At 61.1% G+C, this 16,126-nt stretch carries 17 protein-coding genes and 1 pseudogene; 14 read left to right on the top strand and 4 right to left on the bottom strand.

The window, feature by feature from the left end; translation table 11 throughout:
• Window positions 1-77: 77 nt before the first annotated feature.
• Together NBG89_RS27150 and NBG89_RS27155 are read left to right on the top strand one after the other, a co-directional pair.
• Window positions 78-536: a hypothetical protein gene (locus NBG89_RS27150; RefSeq protein ID WP_431323376.1), complete on the top strand. Its 459-nt coding sequence runs from the start codon at window positions 78-80 to the stop codon at window positions 534-536.
• Window positions 537-642: 106 nt separating this feature from the next.
• A pseudogene (locus NBG89_RS27155) lies at window positions 643-847 on the top strand (hypothetical protein).
• A 16-nt stretch (window positions 848-863) separates the two neighbouring features.
• Here NBG89_RS27155 and NBG89_RS27160 read toward each other — a convergent pair.
• The 3 genes from NBG89_RS27160 to NBG89_RS27170 form a co-directional block, all read right to left on the bottom strand.
• Entirely contained in the window at window positions 864-1,031 is a 168-nt protein-coding gene (locus NBG89_RS27160; protein ID WP_431323377.1) for a hypothetical protein, read from the bottom strand.
• A 487-nt stretch (window positions 1,032-1,518) separates the two neighbouring features.
• Window positions 1,519-2,304: an IclR family transcriptional regulator gene (locus NBG89_RS27165; RefSeq protein WP_431323378.1), complete on the bottom strand. Its 786-nt coding sequence runs from the start codon at window positions 2,302-2,304 to the stop codon at window positions 1,519-1,521.
• A gap of 61 nt (window positions 2,305-2,365) precedes the next feature.
• Window positions 2,366-3,730: an MmgE/PrpD family protein gene (locus NBG89_RS27170; RefSeq protein WP_431323379.1), complete on the bottom strand. Its 1,365-nt coding sequence runs from the start codon at window positions 3,728-3,730 to the stop codon at window positions 2,366-2,368.
• 110 nt (window positions 3,731-3,840) lie between these two features.
• On the opposite strand from NBG89_RS27170, the gene NBG89_RS27175 reads away from it, so the two are divergent.
• From NBG89_RS27175 to NBG89_RS27230, 12 genes are all read left to right on the top strand, one after another.
• Window positions 3,841-4,146: a (2Fe-2S)-binding protein gene (locus NBG89_RS27175; protein ID WP_431323380.1), complete on the top strand. Its 306-nt coding sequence runs from the start codon at window positions 3,841-3,843 to the stop codon at window positions 4,144-4,146.
• Window positions 4,146-5,516 carry an NAD(P)/FAD-dependent oxidoreductase gene (locus NBG89_RS27180; RefSeq protein ID WP_431323381.1) on the top strand — a complete coding sequence of 457 codons (1,371 nt, stop codon included), beginning with the start codon at window positions 4,146-4,148 and terminating at the stop codon, window positions 5,514-5,516. Before NBG89_RS27175 ends, NBG89_RS27180 begins: the two co-directional genes overlap by 1 nt.
• Window positions 5,513-6,649: an NAD(P)/FAD-dependent oxidoreductase gene (locus NBG89_RS27185; RefSeq protein ID WP_431323382.1), complete on the top strand. Its 1,137-nt coding sequence runs from the start codon at window positions 5,513-5,515 to the stop codon at window positions 6,647-6,649. The genes NBG89_RS27180 and NBG89_RS27185 overlap by 4 nt, the downstream gene beginning before the upstream one ends.
• A gap of 29 nt (window positions 6,650-6,678) precedes the next feature.
• On the top strand, window positions 6,679-7,560 hold the full coding sequence (locus NBG89_RS27190; RefSeq protein WP_431323383.1) for a substrate-binding periplasmic protein: 882 nt from the start codon (window positions 6,679-6,681) through the stop codon (window positions 7,558-7,560).
• Window positions 7,561-7,616: 56 nt separating this feature from the next.
• The gene (locus NBG89_RS27195) at window positions 7,617-8,393 is read left to right on the top strand and encodes an amino acid ABC transporter ATP-binding protein (RefSeq protein ID WP_431323384.1); all 777 of its coding nucleotides are present in this window, start codon (window positions 7,617-7,619) and stop codon (window positions 8,391-8,393) included.
• The gene (locus NBG89_RS27200; protein ID WP_431323385.1) at window positions 8,386-9,036 is read left to right on the top strand and encodes an amino acid ABC transporter permease; all 651 of its coding nucleotides are present in this window, start codon (window positions 8,386-8,388) and stop codon (window positions 9,034-9,036) included. The genes NBG89_RS27195 and NBG89_RS27200 overlap by 8 nt, the downstream gene beginning before the upstream one ends.
• Window positions 9,033-9,755 carry an amino acid ABC transporter permease gene (locus NBG89_RS27205; RefSeq protein WP_431323386.1) on the top strand — a complete coding sequence of 241 codons (723 nt, stop codon included), beginning with the start codon at window positions 9,033-9,035 and terminating at the stop codon, window positions 9,753-9,755. Before NBG89_RS27200 ends, NBG89_RS27205 begins: the two co-directional genes overlap by 4 nt.
• Before the next feature lie 64 nt (window positions 9,756-9,819).
• Window positions 9,820-11,514, top strand: a complete 1,695-nt coding sequence (locus NBG89_RS27210) for a dihydroxyacetone kinase family protein (RefSeq protein WP_431323387.1) — start codon at window positions 9,820-9,822, stop codon at window positions 11,512-11,514.
• A 419-nt stretch (window positions 11,515-11,933) separates the two neighbouring features.
• Window positions 11,934-12,209 carry a BON domain-containing protein gene (locus NBG89_RS27215; protein WP_431323388.1) on the top strand — a complete coding sequence of 92 codons (276 nt, stop codon included), beginning with the start codon at window positions 11,934-11,936 and terminating at the stop codon, window positions 12,207-12,209.
• A 125-nt stretch (window positions 12,210-12,334) separates the two neighbouring features.
• Entirely contained in the window at window positions 12,335-12,730 is a 396-nt protein-coding gene (locus tag NBG89_RS27220; protein ID WP_431323389.1) for a DUF1236 domain-containing protein, read from the top strand.
• Window positions 12,731-12,829: 99 nt separating this feature from the next.
• On the top strand, window positions 12,830-13,657 hold the full coding sequence (locus NBG89_RS27225) for a DUF1236 domain-containing protein (RefSeq protein ID WP_431323390.1): 828 nt from the start codon (window positions 12,830-12,832) through the stop codon (window positions 13,655-13,657).
• 52 nt (window positions 13,658-13,709) lie between these two features.
• Window positions 13,710-13,862: a hypothetical protein gene (locus tag NBG89_RS27230; RefSeq protein WP_431323391.1), complete on the top strand. Its 153-nt coding sequence runs from the start codon at window positions 13,710-13,712 to the stop codon at window positions 13,860-13,862.
• A 791-nt stretch (window positions 13,863-14,653) separates the two neighbouring features.
• Here NBG89_RS27230 and NBG89_RS27235 read toward each other — a convergent pair.
• Window positions 14,654-15,850, bottom strand: coding sequence for an IS256 family transposase (locus NBG89_RS27235; RefSeq protein WP_431321730.1), 1,197 nt, complete (start codon window positions 15,848-15,850; stop codon window positions 14,654-14,656).
• Between the last annotated feature and the right edge of the window lie 276 nt (window positions 15,851-16,126).

Genomic DNA, 16,126 nt, shown 5'->3' on the forward strand with positions numbered 1-16,126 from the left:
AGGCTTTGCGCTCAATATTTCGGGAACTTCTCCTCCCTTCGAGCCTTTCCCTGCCAAGGTAACATGGAGCGCGAGCAATGCCCGACCCAAAAGATTCCCCCGCAGTGAAATCAATGATGAAAGAACAGGCCGAACAAAAGCGTCGCGCCCGCCGAGGAGAACTCGACAAGGGATTGGAGGACACCTTTCCCGCGTCGGATCCGCTTTCTGTCACTCAGACCAATATAGCCACGGGCAGAACCGACACGGACGCTGCCGAACGTGTCAAGGTTGAAACGGATAAATATCCCGTTGAATCCGTTGAAGAGGACCGTGATGACCGAAGGCAAACTTTCGGCAAGAACCTTCGCTCCTTGCGGCAGGATGCCAATCGGCTGACCGGATCGGTTTCCGCGGTTGCGTCGGGTTCGGTGGACACCGCCAGGGCGCAGGCCCGTACCCTGCTGGAAGATGTCGAAGACAAAGTCAGGGAAAAACCGATCACGGCATTGGCGATCGTCGCTGCTGCCGCATTCGTCTTTGGGCTGACGCGCTGACCACATGTTCTACCGGACGGGTGCCGCTTTGGGCTTGAGCCGACTGAAACGCGGGAACATTTTCCCCGGCTTTCGGCTGTGAACTACAAAACCTAGGAGCCTGACCATGGGAATGAAGAAACCGCAGGATGGCGCACCCGGTACAACTGACCAATCACCTCGCTGGGAAGGGCCGAAGACGAACAGGCCGCGAGGATATCTTCCTGCGAAAGACGACCCCCGATAGCAATCGTGACGCGATGGATGAAAACAATCGCGATCCCGAGGTCCGCGATTTCAGCGACGCCTTGAAACAGAAGGACAAGCGATAATATTGAAGGACCGCCCTCAGGCCTCGTCGCGTCGCTGTCGCTGTTTTGGTGCGCCCGAACGACCTTCCCTTGCGCCTTTGTCTTTTTGCAACCGAGCCAGTGAGACGGGTTCAAGCTCCATTTCCGGCGGGATATACGACTGCCGGTCCTCGATATTCAGGTCTTCGTTCAATGGCTTTGACATGAACTCGCTCCTTGCTGCGATCGTCTGAAATGACCGGCGCCCGACCCATGATACACACCAGAACGTGGTTGGCGCGAATTGGATCCCGAGCGAGCGCAATCACGAAATATTAAAAGGGAAGACTGCGCGCCGCCTGGTTTGCGTTACCGAGATCGACGTCACGATCTCGTGCCAATCGAGAGGTGGGGGCTATGCCGCGCCGGCCGGATCGCCAATCGGCAGAAGCGCCGGGTCAAGAGGCGGATCCTTTGGGGTCTTTTTATCGGACGGATCTTGTGCCGGGCTCGGCTGTGGCTCGTCCCTGGTTCCGCCCGACCGGCTCGGAGCCTGTCTCGGACCACGTGGGGCTTTGGCTGGATCTCGGACCAATTTTGGCATCGCGTTGTCTCCTTTATCAACAAACGGTCAGCCACTGACGATGGTTCCGGCCGGTGGCGCGAACGGCCCCATTCGTCGGCATTCGGCCCGACTGACCAGAAGGCCAGCTTCAGTCGGCGAGCGGATTGAGCTTTTGCTCGATCTCCCGCACCTCCTTTTTTAGCAGGCTAACGAGTTCGGGCATCCGTTCGGCCGTAAGCCTGGGGCTCGTGAGATTGATCGCAATCGACGCGATTGCATCGCGGCCGGGCGGCAGGATCGGCACAGCGATCGAGGAAATCCCAGCAACAAGTTCCCCATCGTCGATGGCATATCCCTGATTTCGGATTTTCTTGAGCGCGTCCTTGATCTTGCGCGCGGTGAAGGTGCCATATCTATTGTAGAGCATGGCATTCGTGTCGAGGATGACGTCGGCTTCCGCTGGTGGAAGAAAGGCGAGAATGGCCTGGCTGGCAGGTCCGATGCCCATTGGAATCTGTCCGCCGATATGGCCCGTCAGACTGTCGATGACATAGGTGCCCTGCTGGCGATCGACACAGACCGTGTTGAAGCCGGCACGCGCCATCAGGTACACCGAATCGCTAGTCGCCGCCGCAAGCCGCAGCAGTGCCGGGCGAGCCAGCTGACGAAGTCCCGTCCCATCGGCTGCCGACGCTCCCATCGAAAAGAGCGCCAGCCCCAGCCGATAGCGCTTGGTTTCCCGCTCGCGATCAACGAGGCCATGGCGTTCAAGGGCGGTAACGATGCGATGGACGGTCGGCTGCTTCAGGCCCATAGCCTCGCCGATTGTTGCCATCGACGCACCGCGCTGACCCACCTCACCGAGATATTTCAAGATCGCGACCGCCCGGTCGAGAAGCTGCGTGCCTGTTGCCGCGATCTCGTCCTTCGCCATTCATTGCCCCCAAACGTTAAGTCCGAGGAATTCCTTATACATCCGGGCGGCGTTGTAAACTCTAGCCGGAACTGCGGAGTGCCTCAATTAACGCAGCCGGTCCATGATGGATGCCGAGCCCGTTGACCGCAGCCGCAATGTCTGACGCCTGCTGGTGGCTCAGAGCTGATGAGAGTTTCAGGAACTTTTCCTGCAGCTCGCGCGCGGTCAGCGGATTTTGCGCCTCACCCCTTGGATACAGAACTTCGATCGTTTCATTTCTTCCTTTTGCCGTCATCGTGACGCGTGCCGGCGTACCGGCCGGGAACGAGTGGGCATAATCCTTCGTGCTCGACAAGCTGATGCGTCCGGCAAGCCCCGTCACACGGCCGTCGGAAAGATGCGCATCATCCATCGGCAGCAGCGCCTTTTCGCCGTGTACCAGGGCCAGGGCAACGCAGAAGGGAATGCTGTATTGTGCGGCCTCGGCCGACTGCGGTTCCTTTTGGTTCGGCAGCGTCAGCGCGCGCTCGAAGGTCTCGATCGACAAGCCCTCGATATCGTTCGGGCCTGCCTGCAGTCGCTTTGCCAGCACCAATGCTCCGTCGATTGCGGCATGTCCCCAACGGCAGCAGCTGTAGAGCTTGAAATAGGCCTCCTCGATCGCAAAGCTTCTTGAGCAGCCTTCGAGGAGACGCTGCTGGTCGTAGAGCCCGGGGTCATCCAGAATATCGAGCGGACCGAGATGGCCCGCGGCCGCAAGCGCCACGGCCTGAAGCCCGTTTGCCGTGGCCCACGGTATGCCTTCCTTCACGGTATGGCCGAGCCTGGTCCAGCCTGTCGCCGCCTGAGACGTCGCGGTTTGTCCGGCAATCGCGATGGCATGCGCAATCACCGCCGTCGACTGACCTGTCAGCCATCCGCAGGCCGCCGCGACCCCTGCCCCGCACCAGAGCCCCGTATCCGTTGTGCGGATCGTGCTGATATCACGGGCAGCCGAAATGCGCACGGCAATCTCGTAGCCGAGAACGATCGCGCTCAAGAGCCGGTCGGCGCTGGAGCCTGCGGACGTCGCAACGGCAAGTACCGCAGGCACGATCGCGGCAGCGGGGTGACCTGACGCCTGACGATGGCCGTCGTCGAGATCGAGGGCAGCCGCGTATGTGGCGTTGACGAAGGCGGATCCAACAGGCGGCAGCAGCTTTTTTGAGAACCAGACCGGCGCTGCGCCGTCTCCCCATATCTCTGCGGCCGCCTTGAGCGAGGCCCGGCCAGCTTGCGTCTTCGATCCGGCTGCCGCAACGCCAAGCGTGTCCAGAACTGTTCGACGTGCGCAGGCGTGGGCCCCAGCGGGCACGCGTTCGATCTTGCGGCAATAGGCGGCCAGGACCGAAGCGCTGCATTCGCGCCTCGGCGTCGCCGGCATACTCTTTCTGGTAGTATTCAACTTTCGAGCATCCCTCTGTTGAACTTCATAAAATGGATTTATATCCGCGTTGACATCCATAATATGGACTATTAGCCTGTCAATATCAAATGCGGAGGAGGGATACGAAGATGCTGGATCAGGCCCGTTTCGGCCCAAGGAGGCTTGCTGCAGCCGGCAGCGAGGCAATTGAGATCACGGTCGATGGTCAATCCTTTACGGCACGGCAGGGCGAGACTGTCCTGACGGCCATCAGGATGGGCGGAGGCCACGCGCACAACTTTGAGTTTGCCTCTGAAAGCCGCGCGGGCTTTTGCCTGATGGGCGCCTGCCAGGATTGCTGGCTATGGCGCAACGATGGACGACGCCTGCGCAGCTGCACAAGTCGCGTCGAAGCCGGCATGGAACTCGTAACGAGCGCGCCGGAGGCGGTGTGATGGACGCGGCCATCGTCATTATCGGGGCCGGACCCGCAGGCATTGCCGCTGCGGCCACCCTTGCGCAGGCCGGATTGCGGCCGGTCGTCATCGACGAGGCTTTTCGACCCGGCGGACAGATCTTCCGCCAGCCGCGTCCGCAACTCATGAGAACCGACGACAAGCTCTACGGCTTCGATGCAAAAAGGGCCGTCGGGTTTCGCGATACTTTCGCTGCGCTCGCATCGATGGTCGATTATCGACCCGAGACCCAGGTCTGGAGCGCTTGCGAAGGCAAGCTGCATCTTTTGGGAAAAGCCGGGCCCTCCATCCAGAACTGGTCCCATCTCATCATCGCCACGGGTGCCATGGACCGGATCCTGCCGGTGAAAGGGTGGTCGGCCGTGGGTGTGTACAGCCTCGGGGGCGCACAGATCGCGCTCAAGGCTGATGCCTCCCTGATTGGCCGGCGCGTGGTCTTTGCCGGTACCGGCCCCCTCCTCTATCTCGTCGCCTACCAATATGCCAAGGCAGGCGCGACGGTTATTGCAGTCCTCGAAACCGGCAATCCCTTCGGCCATACGGCGCGGCTGCCTGCGCTGGCTTCCGGCGGAACCGCTTTTGCAAGAGGGCTCTTCTACATGGCCGCGCTTCGCACGCGCGCCGTTCCGCTGTTGACCGGCGTCCGATTGATCGAGGTCCTGCGCGATGCCGATGATCATGTCACGGGCGTTGCCTATCATTGGCGTGGCCGCGACAGAGTTGCGCGTTGCGATGGTCTCGCAATCGGACACGGCCTGAAGGCGGAAACACAGGTCGCTGATCTGCTCGGGCTCGAATTCGCCTTTGATCCTGTTCAGAGACAATGGTTGCCCCGCACCGACTGCGATGGCCGCTCGTCGATGGCAAGGGTCTACCTCGCCGGTGACGGGCTCTCGATCCGCGGCAGCGAAATCGCAAATGCCAGCGGGCGGCTGGCGGCGGCGGCATTGCTGTGTGACAGCGGCCATGCCCGGCCGATCGAGATTGCTCGTGAGCGGCGCATGGTCGCAAAGACCGCGCGTTTTCGAAAGGCTCTGGATAAGACCTTCGCTTTCCCGCATCAGCTCGCTGCCACGCTTTCGGACGACGTCCTCATCTGCCGCTGCGAAGGCGTGACTGCGGGAACAATCCGGCAGGCGGTCGCGGTTTCAGGCGAGGCTGAGATCAATCGCATAAAGGCCTTCTGCCGGGTCGGAATGGGTCGTTGCCAGGGCAGGCTCTGCGGCACTTCCGCTGCCGAGCTCATTGCGGCTTCGGCGGGCGCCAGCATCGAGGCCGTTGGCCGCCTGCGCGCACAGGCACCCCTCAGGCCGGTGGCGCTTGCCGATCTTCTACGAGGCGAACCATGACGCGGGATTTCGACATTGCAATCATTGGCGGCGGGCTTGCCGGCTGTTCAACAGCTCTCCATGCCCGCCTCAAGGGCGCCTCGGTGGTGCTGGTCGAGCGCGGTCGCTGCGGCGCTCAGGCAAGCGGCGTCAATTACGGTGGTGTCCGCCAGCAGGGGCGTCATCCAGCCGAGCTTGGCCTTGCGCGCAGGAGTCGCACAATCTGGGGCAGCCTGAAGGGGTTGATCGGCACGGATTGCGAGTTTACGGCCACCGGCCATTTGAAACTTGCCCGCAACGATGACGACATGGCCGAGTTGATTGCGCATCATTTGCTGCTTGGCGCGCACGGCATCCAGACCCGGATCCTCGATGCAGGCGATCTCAAAAACCGGTTTGCGTATCTTTCGAGCCGTTATGCCGGCGGCTCTTTCTGCGCCGAGGACGGTCAAGCCAATCCGCGGCTCGTCGCGCCTGCCTTTGCACGCGCTGCCCGCGCGCTCGGAGCCGACATTCGCGAAGGCTGCCGGGTAATCGGCGCCGAGCCTTGCAAGGGCGGATTTTCCATCCGGCTCGACAATGATCCGACAGCGCTCACAGCGCGCCGCCTTGTCAACACCGCCGGTGCTTGGGGTGCGGCGATCGCTGCGCAGTTCGGCGACCACGTCGACGAGACGGTGATGGCGCCCAACATGTGCGTCACCGAGCCAATCGCCCCCTTGATCGGACCAAATCTCGGCATCTGTGGCGGCGGCATCTATATCCGCCAAGCCGCCCACGGGAGCGTCATCTTCGGCGCAGGTCTTGGTACTGCCGATCGAGAGCGCCTGCGCGCCAGGCCGCTCGCCGAAATCACCATCGAGGCTGCCGCAGCGGCCGTCGCCATGGTGCCGCAGCTCAGGAACGTCCTGCTCTTGCGAAGCTGGACGGGGATTGAGGGACGGATGCCCGACGGGCTGCCGATCGTGGCGCCAAGCCCCACCGTCGAAGGTCTTTTCCACGCCTTCGGTTTTTCCGGCCACGGGTTCCAGCTCGGGCCGGCTGTCGGTGCCGTGCTCGCCGAGCTCAGCCTCGATGGCCATACACCGACATCCATATCCGGCCTCGCCATGACCCGGTTCAAAGAGCCTCCGGCGGCGGCCGTCCAAACCTGAAATTCACAAGGGAACGAAAGGGAACAGACATGCGACATGCATTTTATCAATTCCTCAGCGGCGCTGTGGCACTCGCAACGGGACTTTCATCGGGTCCGGCCGCCGCCATCGATCCATCCTACCATCTGAGCGAACAAAACGTGCTCTCGGTCGCCATCACCGGTGACATGCCGGGACTGGTTTCCCGCGACGGAAAGCTTACCGGTTATGACGGTGACATCCTTCAGATCGCGGCGGACAAGCTCGGCCTGACGATCAAGCCGGTGCCAATGGAATGGTCGGGCGCGATCGCTGCCGTCCAGACCGGCCGCGTCGACATTATCGGCGGCAACGTTGCCTGGACAAAGCAGCGTGCCGATACGCTCTCGATGACGGATCCGACCGGCTACTTTCAAAACGGGATCACCTCGAAGAAGGCCTCTGGATGGCACACACTCAAGGATCTCGAGAACCGCAAGGTTGGTTCCATGACGGGCTTCTCGTTCCTGCCAGAGCTTCGACGGGTACCTGGACTGGAACTCTCGCTTTATGACAGCACTGATGCGGCACTTCGCGATCTGCTGGCCGGGCGCATCGAGGCGCTGGTGGGCGACCCGCCGGTTATCGATTATGCCCTGTCGAAGAACCCCGAATGGGGTCTCGTCAATCTCGCCTTTAGCGACAACAACCCAGATTTTCCGCTGCTGACCGGTCTCGGCCGTCAGTATGTTTTTGGACTGTCGAAGGAGAATGCCGCTCTTGCCGCTGACCTCAGCGCCGCAATCCGCGCGCTCTGGACCTCCTGTGAAGTGAAGGCAATCGGCAAACGCTACGGCAATATCAGCGAGGCGAACTATACGCCGTCGACCGAAAACTTTCGGGTCGGAGCCGATCGCGCCGCCGACTGGACGCCGCCAGCCTGCGGAAAATAGCAAGAGTGGCGGCCGGGCGACCGGCCGCATCCACAGTTCGAACAAGGGAGGTCACCATGGCCGCCGACACTCTCCTGGAGGTCGCCAATCTCGGCAAAACCTTCGGTCACCTGACAGTCCTCAAGGATGTCTCCTTCAAGCTTGACCGCGGCGAGCGTGTCGCTCTGATCGGTCCGAGCGGCTCCGGAAAATCGACTTGTCTTAGAGCCATCAATTATCTCGAGCCACCGACCAAGGGCGAGATAAGGCTGGAAGGGCAGTTGATCGGACACAGGCCGAACGGGCAACGGATGACGGATCGGGAGATGGCGCCGCAGCGCGCCGAAATCGGGATGGTCTTCCAGCACTTCCACCTCTGGCCGCATCTTTCGGTTCGCGCCAATGTTGCTCTGCAGCCACGCAAGGTCAGGGGGATGAGCCGCGGCGATGCCGACATGCTTGCTGGCGATCTGCTCGGCAAGGTCCATCTCGCCCACAAGGCCGAGGAGATGCCACAGCGGCTCTCTGGTGGCCAGCAGCAGCGTGTGGCGATCGCCCGTGCGCTGGCGCAGCAGCCGAAGGTCCTGCTCTTCGACGAACCGACGTCGGCGCTCGATCCAGAGCTCGTCGGCGAAGTGCTGACCGTGATCAAGGAACTGGCGGCCGAAGGGCGGGCCATGGTCCTCGTCACGCACGAGATCGCCTTTGCGCGCGAGGTCGCCGATCGCATCATTTTCATGGATGACGGGCAGATCGTTGAAGATGGCCCCGCAAAGGCGGTGCTTGATCAGCCGCAGTCATCACGCCTGAAGCAATTTCTCGCAAGTCTGAAGCTTGGGGGGTCCGATGAGTGATGCACTTCCAGGACTGATCGCTGAGGCGTTGCTGACCGGAGCCCTGGTCACCATCAAGGTCACCGCAGGCGCCCTCACCGTTGCGCTGGCAATTGGCATGGCGCTCGCCGCCGCCGCCGTTTTGACAAACAACCGCATGCTCCAGACGACCATTCGCTTCTATGTCGAAGCGCTGCGCAACGTGCCGAGCCTGACGTTTCTGTTCCTTCTCTATTTCGGCCTTGCATCGCTTGGAATCAGGCTGCCGTCGATGCTGGCGGCCATTGTCGGACTGGGCCTGATTGGCGGCGCTGTCACCCTCGACATATTTCGCTCGGGGTTTCGATCCGTCCCCGCCGGCCAGACCGAGGCGGCGGCATCGATCGGCCTGACGCCCTTCGTCGCCTTCCGACTGATCGTGCTGCCGCAGGGGTTGCGGCTGGCACTGCCCTCGCTCGGCAATTACGCGGTTGCACTTGTCAAGGATACGTCCCTGGTCGCCGCCATTGCTGCACCCGAAATCATGTTCAACGCGCGCCAGCTCGTCAACGAAACCTTCGAAACAGCCCTGATTTATGGAAGTGCCGCACTCGTCTACCTGGTTCTGACTGGCGCCGTCGCGCAGTTCACGTCTCTGGTCGAGCGCCGGCTGGAGACCCGATGATGTTCGTCGAAGCCATTGCAGACAATGTTACTGACTGGGTGCCGCGGCTGCTTATTGGCCTGCGATCGACCTTTGCGTTGACGGCGGGCGGATTTTGCCTCGCCCTCGTGCTGGCGCTGCTCATCGAATATCTGCGCAGTCGCCGCAATGCCGCGCTCAGGGCCATTGCGCGCCTTTATATCGCATTTGCGCGCGGCGTGCCGGTTCTGGTGATCCTCTATCTTCTCTATTTCGCGCTGCCAGGCGCAGGGATCACCCTGTCGGCCTTGTCTGCCGGGACGATCGGCCTTGCAGTGGTCTATGGCGCCTATCTCGCCGAGGTGTTCCGCGCCGGCCTCAGCGCCATTGCGACGGGCCAGCGCGAGGCGGCACTGGCAAGCGGCATGACGCCATTCCAGACGTTCCGGCTTGTACTTTTGCCGCAGGCGGTCCGGCATACGATTGCCCCGCTGTTGATCAATGCGGTCTCGCTGCTGAAGGACAGTTCAATCTGCGCCCTCATCGCGGTTCCGGAACTGACGCTGGTCTCGCGCGAGATCATGTCTGAGAGTTTCATGCCGCTCTCCGTCTTCGCACTGACCGCGCTGCTTTATTTTGCTCTCGCATGGCCGGCCTCGCTGATGGCCCGCGCCCTCGAACAGCGCCTTCATCGGCCGGCGACGCATCGTGACCACGGCCGCAGCAAGCGTCCCGCCGTCGAAGTCACGGCCTTGGGGTGAAAGCACATGTGTTTGCCGCAGACCCCAAAGGGGCTGATATCCTTACATTGTCATGGGAGTGAAGATGAAAAAACTGATCAACCGGCCGGAAGATGTCGTCCGGGACATGCTGGAAGGCGTTGCTGCTCTGTCGCCGGCAACTGCGCTCCTGAGAAACGAAAACATCCTGGTTCAGGCGCGACTGCCGGAAGCTTGCGCGCGCAAGGTCGCGCTGATCTCCGGCGGCGGCAGTGGCCATGAGCCGGCCCATGCCGGCTATGTTGGGCCCGGCATGCTGACGGCGGCGGTGGCAGGCGACGTCTTCACCTCGCCAAGTGCCGATGCCGTCCTTGCCGCGATCCGGGCGGTTGGCGCACCCGCCGGCGTTCTTCTCGTCGTCAAGAACTACACGGGCGACAGGTTGAACTTCGGGCTCGCCGCCGAGATGGCGCGTGCTGAAGGGATACCGGTCGAGATTGTCGTCGTTGCAGACGATACGGCGCTCCGTGACACGGTTCCTGCCGAGCGTCGCCGGGGTATCGCCGGCACCGTCCTGGTTCACAAGCTCGCCGGCGCGGCCGCCGCTGAGGGCCTGCCGCTTGGCCGTGTCGCAGCGATTGCCAGGGATGCGGCTGAGCGGATCTCTTCCATGGGCGTTTCGCTCGGATCCTGTACGCTTCCCTCCGTTGGCAAGCCGGGCTTTAGGCTCGGGGAAAATGAAATCGAGGTCGGGCTCGGCATTCATGGCGAACCAGGCGTCAGCCGGATGTCGAGTGCTTCGGCCGACGCATTGGTAAATCTCGTGATCGACACGATCATCGCCGACGGAAAAATCAGGCGCGGAGACGATGTCGCGCTCCTCGTCAACGGCCTTGGATCGACGCCGCCCCTTGAGCTCGCCATCGTGGCTCGCGCTGGCCTGGCGCGGCTCGAGCGAGAAGGCATGACCGTCGTTCGCAGCTGGGCCGGAACGTTCCTCTCCGCGCTCGACATGCCTGGATTTTCGCTGTCGGTCTTGCCGGTAACGGCTGACGACCTGGTGCGTCTTGATCGCCCGGTCGAAACCCTCGCCTGGCCAGGTGGAGGCAGAGTGAATAGACTTGGGGCGACGGTCAGCGTCGCCTCCCATCCCGCAGCCGCCGGTGACGGTCGGCACGCTGTTGTTCCCCAATCGGGCCAGCGTTTGCATCAACTGTTCGCCTCCATCGCCAGCGCTCTTGTCGATGCAGAGGACGAGTTGGCGCGACTGGATAGCATCTCTGGTGACGGCGACCTTGGGGCAAGCATGCGGCGCGGCGCGGACGCTTTGCTGTCCCTGCCTGATGCTTCATTTTCAAGCGTTGCTCAAGCGCTGTTGGAAACTGGCGAGCGGGTCAGGAAAGCGATCGCGGGAAGTTCGGGGCCGTTCTATGCCACGGCACTGATGCGTGCGGCACGTCGCTTGTCGGGGATTGACGAGCCGACCGCCGTCGATATCGCAGGCGCATTTTCGGACGCGGTTCAGGCGATCATGGATCTTGGTGGGGCACGTCCCGGCGATCGGACCATGGTTGACGCATTGGAACCCGCTGCCCGGACGTTCAACGATCAACTCGGTTCGAACGTGGCGTTCACGACCGCTTGGCACAAGGCCGTGGAGGCAGCCGAGGAGGGAATGAAGCGAACGAGTGACATGCATCCAAAGCTTGGACGCGCGAGTTATCTCGGGGAGCGCGCAATCGGCAATCCGGACGCTGGCGCGGCCGCCGCCGTCATATGGCTAAGAGCCACGATTCAATGATACGCAGCGACGAAGGATGAGAGTGGTCACAAGCTGTGAAGAAGACGTCGTGTGACCTCTTTGACCATCGTTTCAGCGGTGGACAAAGGCGCTATCCATGATCGTGTTCAGCCTCACGATTGTCCGCCGTTGGCCGTGATGCCGGGCAGATGACCAGTTCTACAGCCAGGTGGCGGTTGCGGACATGGACCTGGATTGTGCAATTTTCGTTGCCGTTCCCAGGCTCATGTCAGCGGACTGGGCCTCCGCATGCCGACCGGATCAACGAAGCGACACGATCCAGGTATTCTCTGAAAAGAGCGGCTGGCACGACAGAAAGGTCGGACCTAAGTCTGACTGGCGGGCTTAAGTCACACCGCGCATACTGGTTTTGGTTGAAATAGATGAGGTTCCGTGGAGGGTCGGAACAGGAGGAAAGTATGAAATTCGGCTCTGACAACAACAGCCACGAGGAGTGCTGTTCACAAGGCCATAGTTCGGCGTCCACCGTCGCGTCAATCGAAGCAGCGCTGTCTGCTGATCCGGACATCGACAGCAGTGCCATTACGATCAGGATGCTCGGTCCAATCGTCCTGCTTGAAGGTTTTATAACAAACACCGCAGACCGCGAGAAAGCCATCTCGCTTGCCGCGATGATCGTAGGCCCGCAGAATGTGCAGGACCGGATGCTCAGCCGCTTCCCCCAGCAGGACTGACCGGTATCGAAGAGGTTCGGACCAAGGTCCAACAACGCCAGACTGAAGTCCCACCGCTGGAACCCTTCCTCCATTGAACGGTTTGACCTCGCAGCGGATAAACCGCACTCAATGGAGGAAAACCAATGAATATCAAAGCAGTAGGAATCGCAGCCAGTGTCCTGTTGGCATCGGCGTCAGCATTTGCGCAGTCGTCGACGGTAACAGGGGCAGCCGGTGGTGCCGCAACGGGTGCCGTCGTTGGCGGCCCGGCGGGTGCTGCTGTCGGTGGCATCGTCGGTGGCGTGGCAGGCAGTCTCCTTGAGCCGCCGCCGCAGAAGGTGGTGACCTACGTTCAGCAGGTTCCGGCCCCGAGCAACCGTATTGTGGTGAAACAGAAGGTTGTCGTCGGACAGCCGTTGCCGGAGACCGTGGTCGTCACGCCGGTTCCCGATGAACCGAAATACGCATACGCAATCGTCAACGACGAGCGCGTGATCGTCGAGCCTTCCTCGCGGAAGGTCATCCAGGTCATCCAGTGACCGCCGGGCGGCGAAAGCCGCCCCCCTTCCAACAATGAGGCACGCAGGCACGCATGAGAATGCGGGCGCCATGGCGTGCCCATACCTCGGAGATCGATCATGAACAGCAATCATTTGACGATGATCCTGGCGGCGCTGTCGCTCAGCGCCGCGCCACTGGCGAGCCTTCCCGCCACCGCCCAGCAGCAGACACAGAAAAGCGGTCAGGCTCAATCCGGCTCGCAGCCCGACACACAAACCGGTTCACAGTCCTCGTCCGGCACCACCGGCACCGACTGCACAGCAGACGCTTCGGGAGCCTGCCCGCAGGGCAAGGGCCAGTCATTGAAACAGAAATCCGGTCAGGGGTCCGACACGCAAAAGAGCGCCAAGCAGCCATCGAATGATCATGGCACGACGAGCGGAAGCGCGTCCGGCAAGTCGTCGACAGCGACCACGTCCGGCTCGCAGGACGCATCAGGTGGCACCAGGGCAGAACAGCAGTCCAACACCAAACCGGCCACCACCGATAGCAGCGGCTCGACGACGGCCTCTGGCAGCACCACGCAGAGCGGTGATGCGGCGAAGCAGTCGAACCAGGACGCGGCGGCAACCAACAACAGCTCAACTGAAACCAACGTCAAGAACAATGCGACGACTAATGAGCAGACTTCGAGCACCAAGTCCGACGTCAATATCACCGTCGAACAACAGACCGAAATTCGCCAGGTGGTGAAGGAGGTTCACGTTGCACCCGTCAAGGAGGCAGACTTTGCGGTCTCCGTCGGAACCAGGATTCCGAAAAAGATTCACCTTGCGGCGCTGCCGCCGCGCATCGTGAAGATCGTCCCGGCGTACGAAGGCTATCGCTTCTTCCTCCTCGCAGATGGCCGGATCGTCATCGTCGATCCCGATAGTCTGGCGATCGTCTACATCATCGAGGCCTAGCAGGCGTTTCCCGGCGGCGTCGTGTGCGCCGTCGGGGCCGCGGGAGGAAGCAATGATCTACCATGAAGATAAACCGTCCGGCTTGGCCTTTCCCGTCATCGTCATCCTGATTGCCATGATGGCGATTGCCGGCACTCTGGTCCTGTCATCAGGCCATCAGACATCGACGCGGGTCTTTGTTCCAGCCAGTTCGGCAGTGCCTTGATCCCGTCTCATTATGCTCAGCACAGGCAACCGCGTGGGCCGCAAAATCCACCCCGGTTGCCATAGCCTATTTTCAATCGTGTCTCGCCATTAGCACTGACCGCATAAGGCCTTCGCCTCTTTGCCACGACCCTATTTGTGAAATCCTGCAATGACGACACGATCAGCCTGCCGGGTCTTGAGCCCGTGACCCGTCAGTCGCCAATATCCCTTGCGCAGCGTCCACCAATGGCCGCAGATGATGGAGTTCATGAACCCCCTGCTGATACAGTTCGATGATAATCGCAGCGACCCGCTCGGCTTCATCAGAGGCACGTGTGATCTTATTGGCGGAGCAGAATTCCTCGAGTATTATCTCGCATTTAGCCAAATCCTCGGATGTCAGCGGCTCGTCGTGCCGGTGATATCTCGGCGTCATTTCTCCTTCCTCCCTTCTTTGCGTGTGGGGTCCACTTTGAGATGGTTTCAGGTTTCTAGCGATTCAAGAGCATTATGTCGCCGTGGCCGACGTCCATCCGCCAATGGAGACAACGAGAAGCGAGTGACTTCGACCGGCTACAGCCTCTGGTCTTAGGGACTTTGGTCCCACTTCCCTAGCCTTGCGATGCGCACCATTTTATGGGTGTCCAACCCCAAGGACGCTGGAAGGCTCCGAGCGAACCCATTCGCACGATTAACCCTTCGGAGCCTTCCAGATCTGATCATTGGACAACGCCGTCCCACCTTGCCCCGCTTATCCCCATGCGGGGCTCTTTCTTGGGTTATGTGCGTCAAGTTCAGCAAATTGGGCGGTCATGCGGCTTGGCGCATAGCGAGCTTTTTGTGCTCTCGTAGATCGTCCATGTTGATGTATCGATTGGCCTCCATCCAGTTTTCGTGGGTTTCAACTGCGAGGGCTCTGACGAGGCGCAAGCAGCTCTCTGCATTTGGAAAGATGCGCACCACGTAGGTCCTGCGGCGGATTTCCTCGTTGAGGCGTTCAAGCATATTGGTCGATTTCAAGTGCTTGTGATGCTGGCGTGGCAATCGGAAGAAGGTCAGCGTCTGTTCGATTGTCTCCTCGACCCAGCTGGTCAAGCGCGGATAGCGTGCCGACCACTTGGCGAGCCAGGCGGAGAGATCGGTCTTGGCTTCGTCGAGGTCGCGCCGGTCGTAGAGCCACCGCAGCTCCTGCAGGCAGTCGTCGCCATGCTTTCGTGGCAGGTGATCGAGGGCGTTGCGCAGAAAGTGCACGTAACAGCGCTGCCAGGCGGCCTCGGGAAGCGTCTCCGCGATCGCCGCCACGAGGCCGGCGTGATCGTCCGAGACCACCAGTTCCACACCCCGTAGACCGCGGCCCTTCAACTTGACGAGGAAGTCCTTCCACGCCGAGCGGCTCTCCCGGGCCGCCATTTCGACAGCCAGAATCTGCCGCCGTCCGTCCCAATCGATGCCAACGGCAACCAGCACTGCCTGGCTCATCACCACGCCAGCCTCACGGACCTTCTCATAGCGGGCATCGAGGATCAGGTAGGCAAAGGGCTCAAGAAGCGGGCGTTCCGCAAACGCCTTCAGGCTTTCGTCCAATCGCTTGTTGATCGCCGAGATTGAAGATGCCGAGAAAGCATGGCCGCAGAGTTCTTCAGTGATCGCCTTGACCTTTCTGGTCGACACCCCCTGCACATACATCTCTGCCAAGGTCGCCACCAGGGCTCGCTCGGAACGTTGATAACGTTCAAACAGTTCGGTGGAAAAGTGTCCCGAGCGATCTTGCGGAACACGCAGTTCAAGCTTGCCAACGCGGGTGATCAACGTTCGGCCATAGTGGCCTGAGCGGTATCCGAGCCGGTCCGGTGTGCGCTCGCTTTTGCCAGCTCCAAGCGCCTCGTCCATCTCCGCTTCCAGAACTTCCTGCATCACGGCGCGGATCACTTCACGCAAGCCGTCAGGGTTCGATAGCAAAATCTCTTTCACTGCAGCACTGGCTGTCTTACCATCGGTCTTGGTCATGGTGGCGTTCCCTCCGGGGAATAGGTGACGTTGAACATCACCAGTCTGCCATGGCCGCCTTCTTTAGGAAATTTGCAGAACCTTCAGCACTCTACCCTTTCTTGCCGCAAGTGGGAACAAAAGCCGGTGCGGATCGTTTCAGTCCCGCTTCAGGAATGGAAACCCTCAAAGCTCAATCCGACTAGCCTGCGCAACCGCGACGGCGGGGGTGCTTTTCAAATGCATGGTGCCGATCGCCAATAGGTGCGCCGAAGCTCAGATTGCCCTTTGCTGTGC

It is taken from the genome of Rhizobium sp. YTU87027 (assembly GCF_050644135.1).
Classification (GTDB): domain Bacteria; phylum Pseudomonadota; class Alphaproteobacteria; order Rhizobiales; family Rhizobiaceae; genus Rhizobium.

Bases quoted from the DNA above. Each gene is read 5' to 3' on its own strand.
- NBG89_RS27150 (WP_431323376.1), top strand. From the start codon at position 78: ATGCCCGACCCAAAAGATTCCCCCGCAGTGAAATCAATGATGAAAGAA.
- NBG89_RS27160 (WP_431323377.1), bottom strand. From the start codon at position 1,031: ATGTCAAAGCCATTGAACGAAGACCTGAATATCGAGGACCGGCAGTCG.
- NBG89_RS27165 (WP_431323378.1), bottom strand. From the start codon at position 2,304: ATGGCGAAGGACGAGATCGCGGCAACAGGCACGCAGCTTCTCGACCGG.
- NBG89_RS27175 (WP_431323380.1), top strand. From the start codon at position 3,841: ATGCTGGATCAGGCCCGTTTCGGCCCAAGGAGGCTTGCTGCAGCCGGC.
- NBG89_RS27180 (WP_431323381.1), top strand. From the start codon at position 4,146: ATGGACGCGGCCATCGTCATTATCGGGGCCGGACCCGCAGGCATTGCC.
- NBG89_RS27185 (WP_431323382.1), top strand. From the start codon at position 5,513: ATGACGCGGGATTTCGACATTGCAATCATTGGCGGCGGGCTTGCCGGC.
- NBG89_RS27190 (WP_431323383.1), top strand. From the start codon at position 6,679: ATGCGACATGCATTTTATCAATTCCTCAGCGGCGCTGTGGCACTCGCA.
- NBG89_RS27195 (WP_431323384.1), top strand. From the start codon at position 7,617: ATGGCCGCCGACACTCTCCTGGAGGTCGCCAATCTCGGCAAAACCTTC.
- NBG89_RS27200 (WP_431323385.1), top strand. From the start codon at position 8,386: ATGAGTGATGCACTTCCAGGACTGATCGCTGAGGCGTTGCTGACCGGA.
- NBG89_RS27205 (WP_431323386.1), top strand. From the start codon at position 9,033: ATGATGTTCGTCGAAGCCATTGCAGACAATGTTACTGACTGGGTGCCG.
- NBG89_RS27210 (WP_431323387.1), top strand. From the start codon at position 9,820: ATGAAAAAACTGATCAACCGGCCGGAAGATGTCGTCCGGGACATGCTG.
- NBG89_RS27215 (WP_431323388.1), top strand. From the start codon at position 11,934: ATGAAATTCGGCTCTGACAACAACAGCCACGAGGAGTGCTGTTCACAA.
- NBG89_RS27220 (WP_431323389.1), top strand. From the start codon at position 12,335: ATGAATATCAAAGCAGTAGGAATCGCAGCCAGTGTCCTGTTGGCATCG.
- NBG89_RS27225 (WP_431323390.1), top strand. From the start codon at position 12,830: ATGAACAGCAATCATTTGACGATGATCCTGGCGGCGCTGTCGCTCAGC.
- NBG89_RS27230 (WP_431323391.1), top strand. From the start codon at position 13,710: ATGATCTACCATGAAGATAAACCGTCCGGCTTGGCCTTTCCCGTCATC.
- NBG89_RS27235 (WP_431321730.1), bottom strand. From the start codon at position 15,850: ATGACCAAGACCGATGGTAAGACAGCCAGTGCTGCAGTGAAAGAGATT.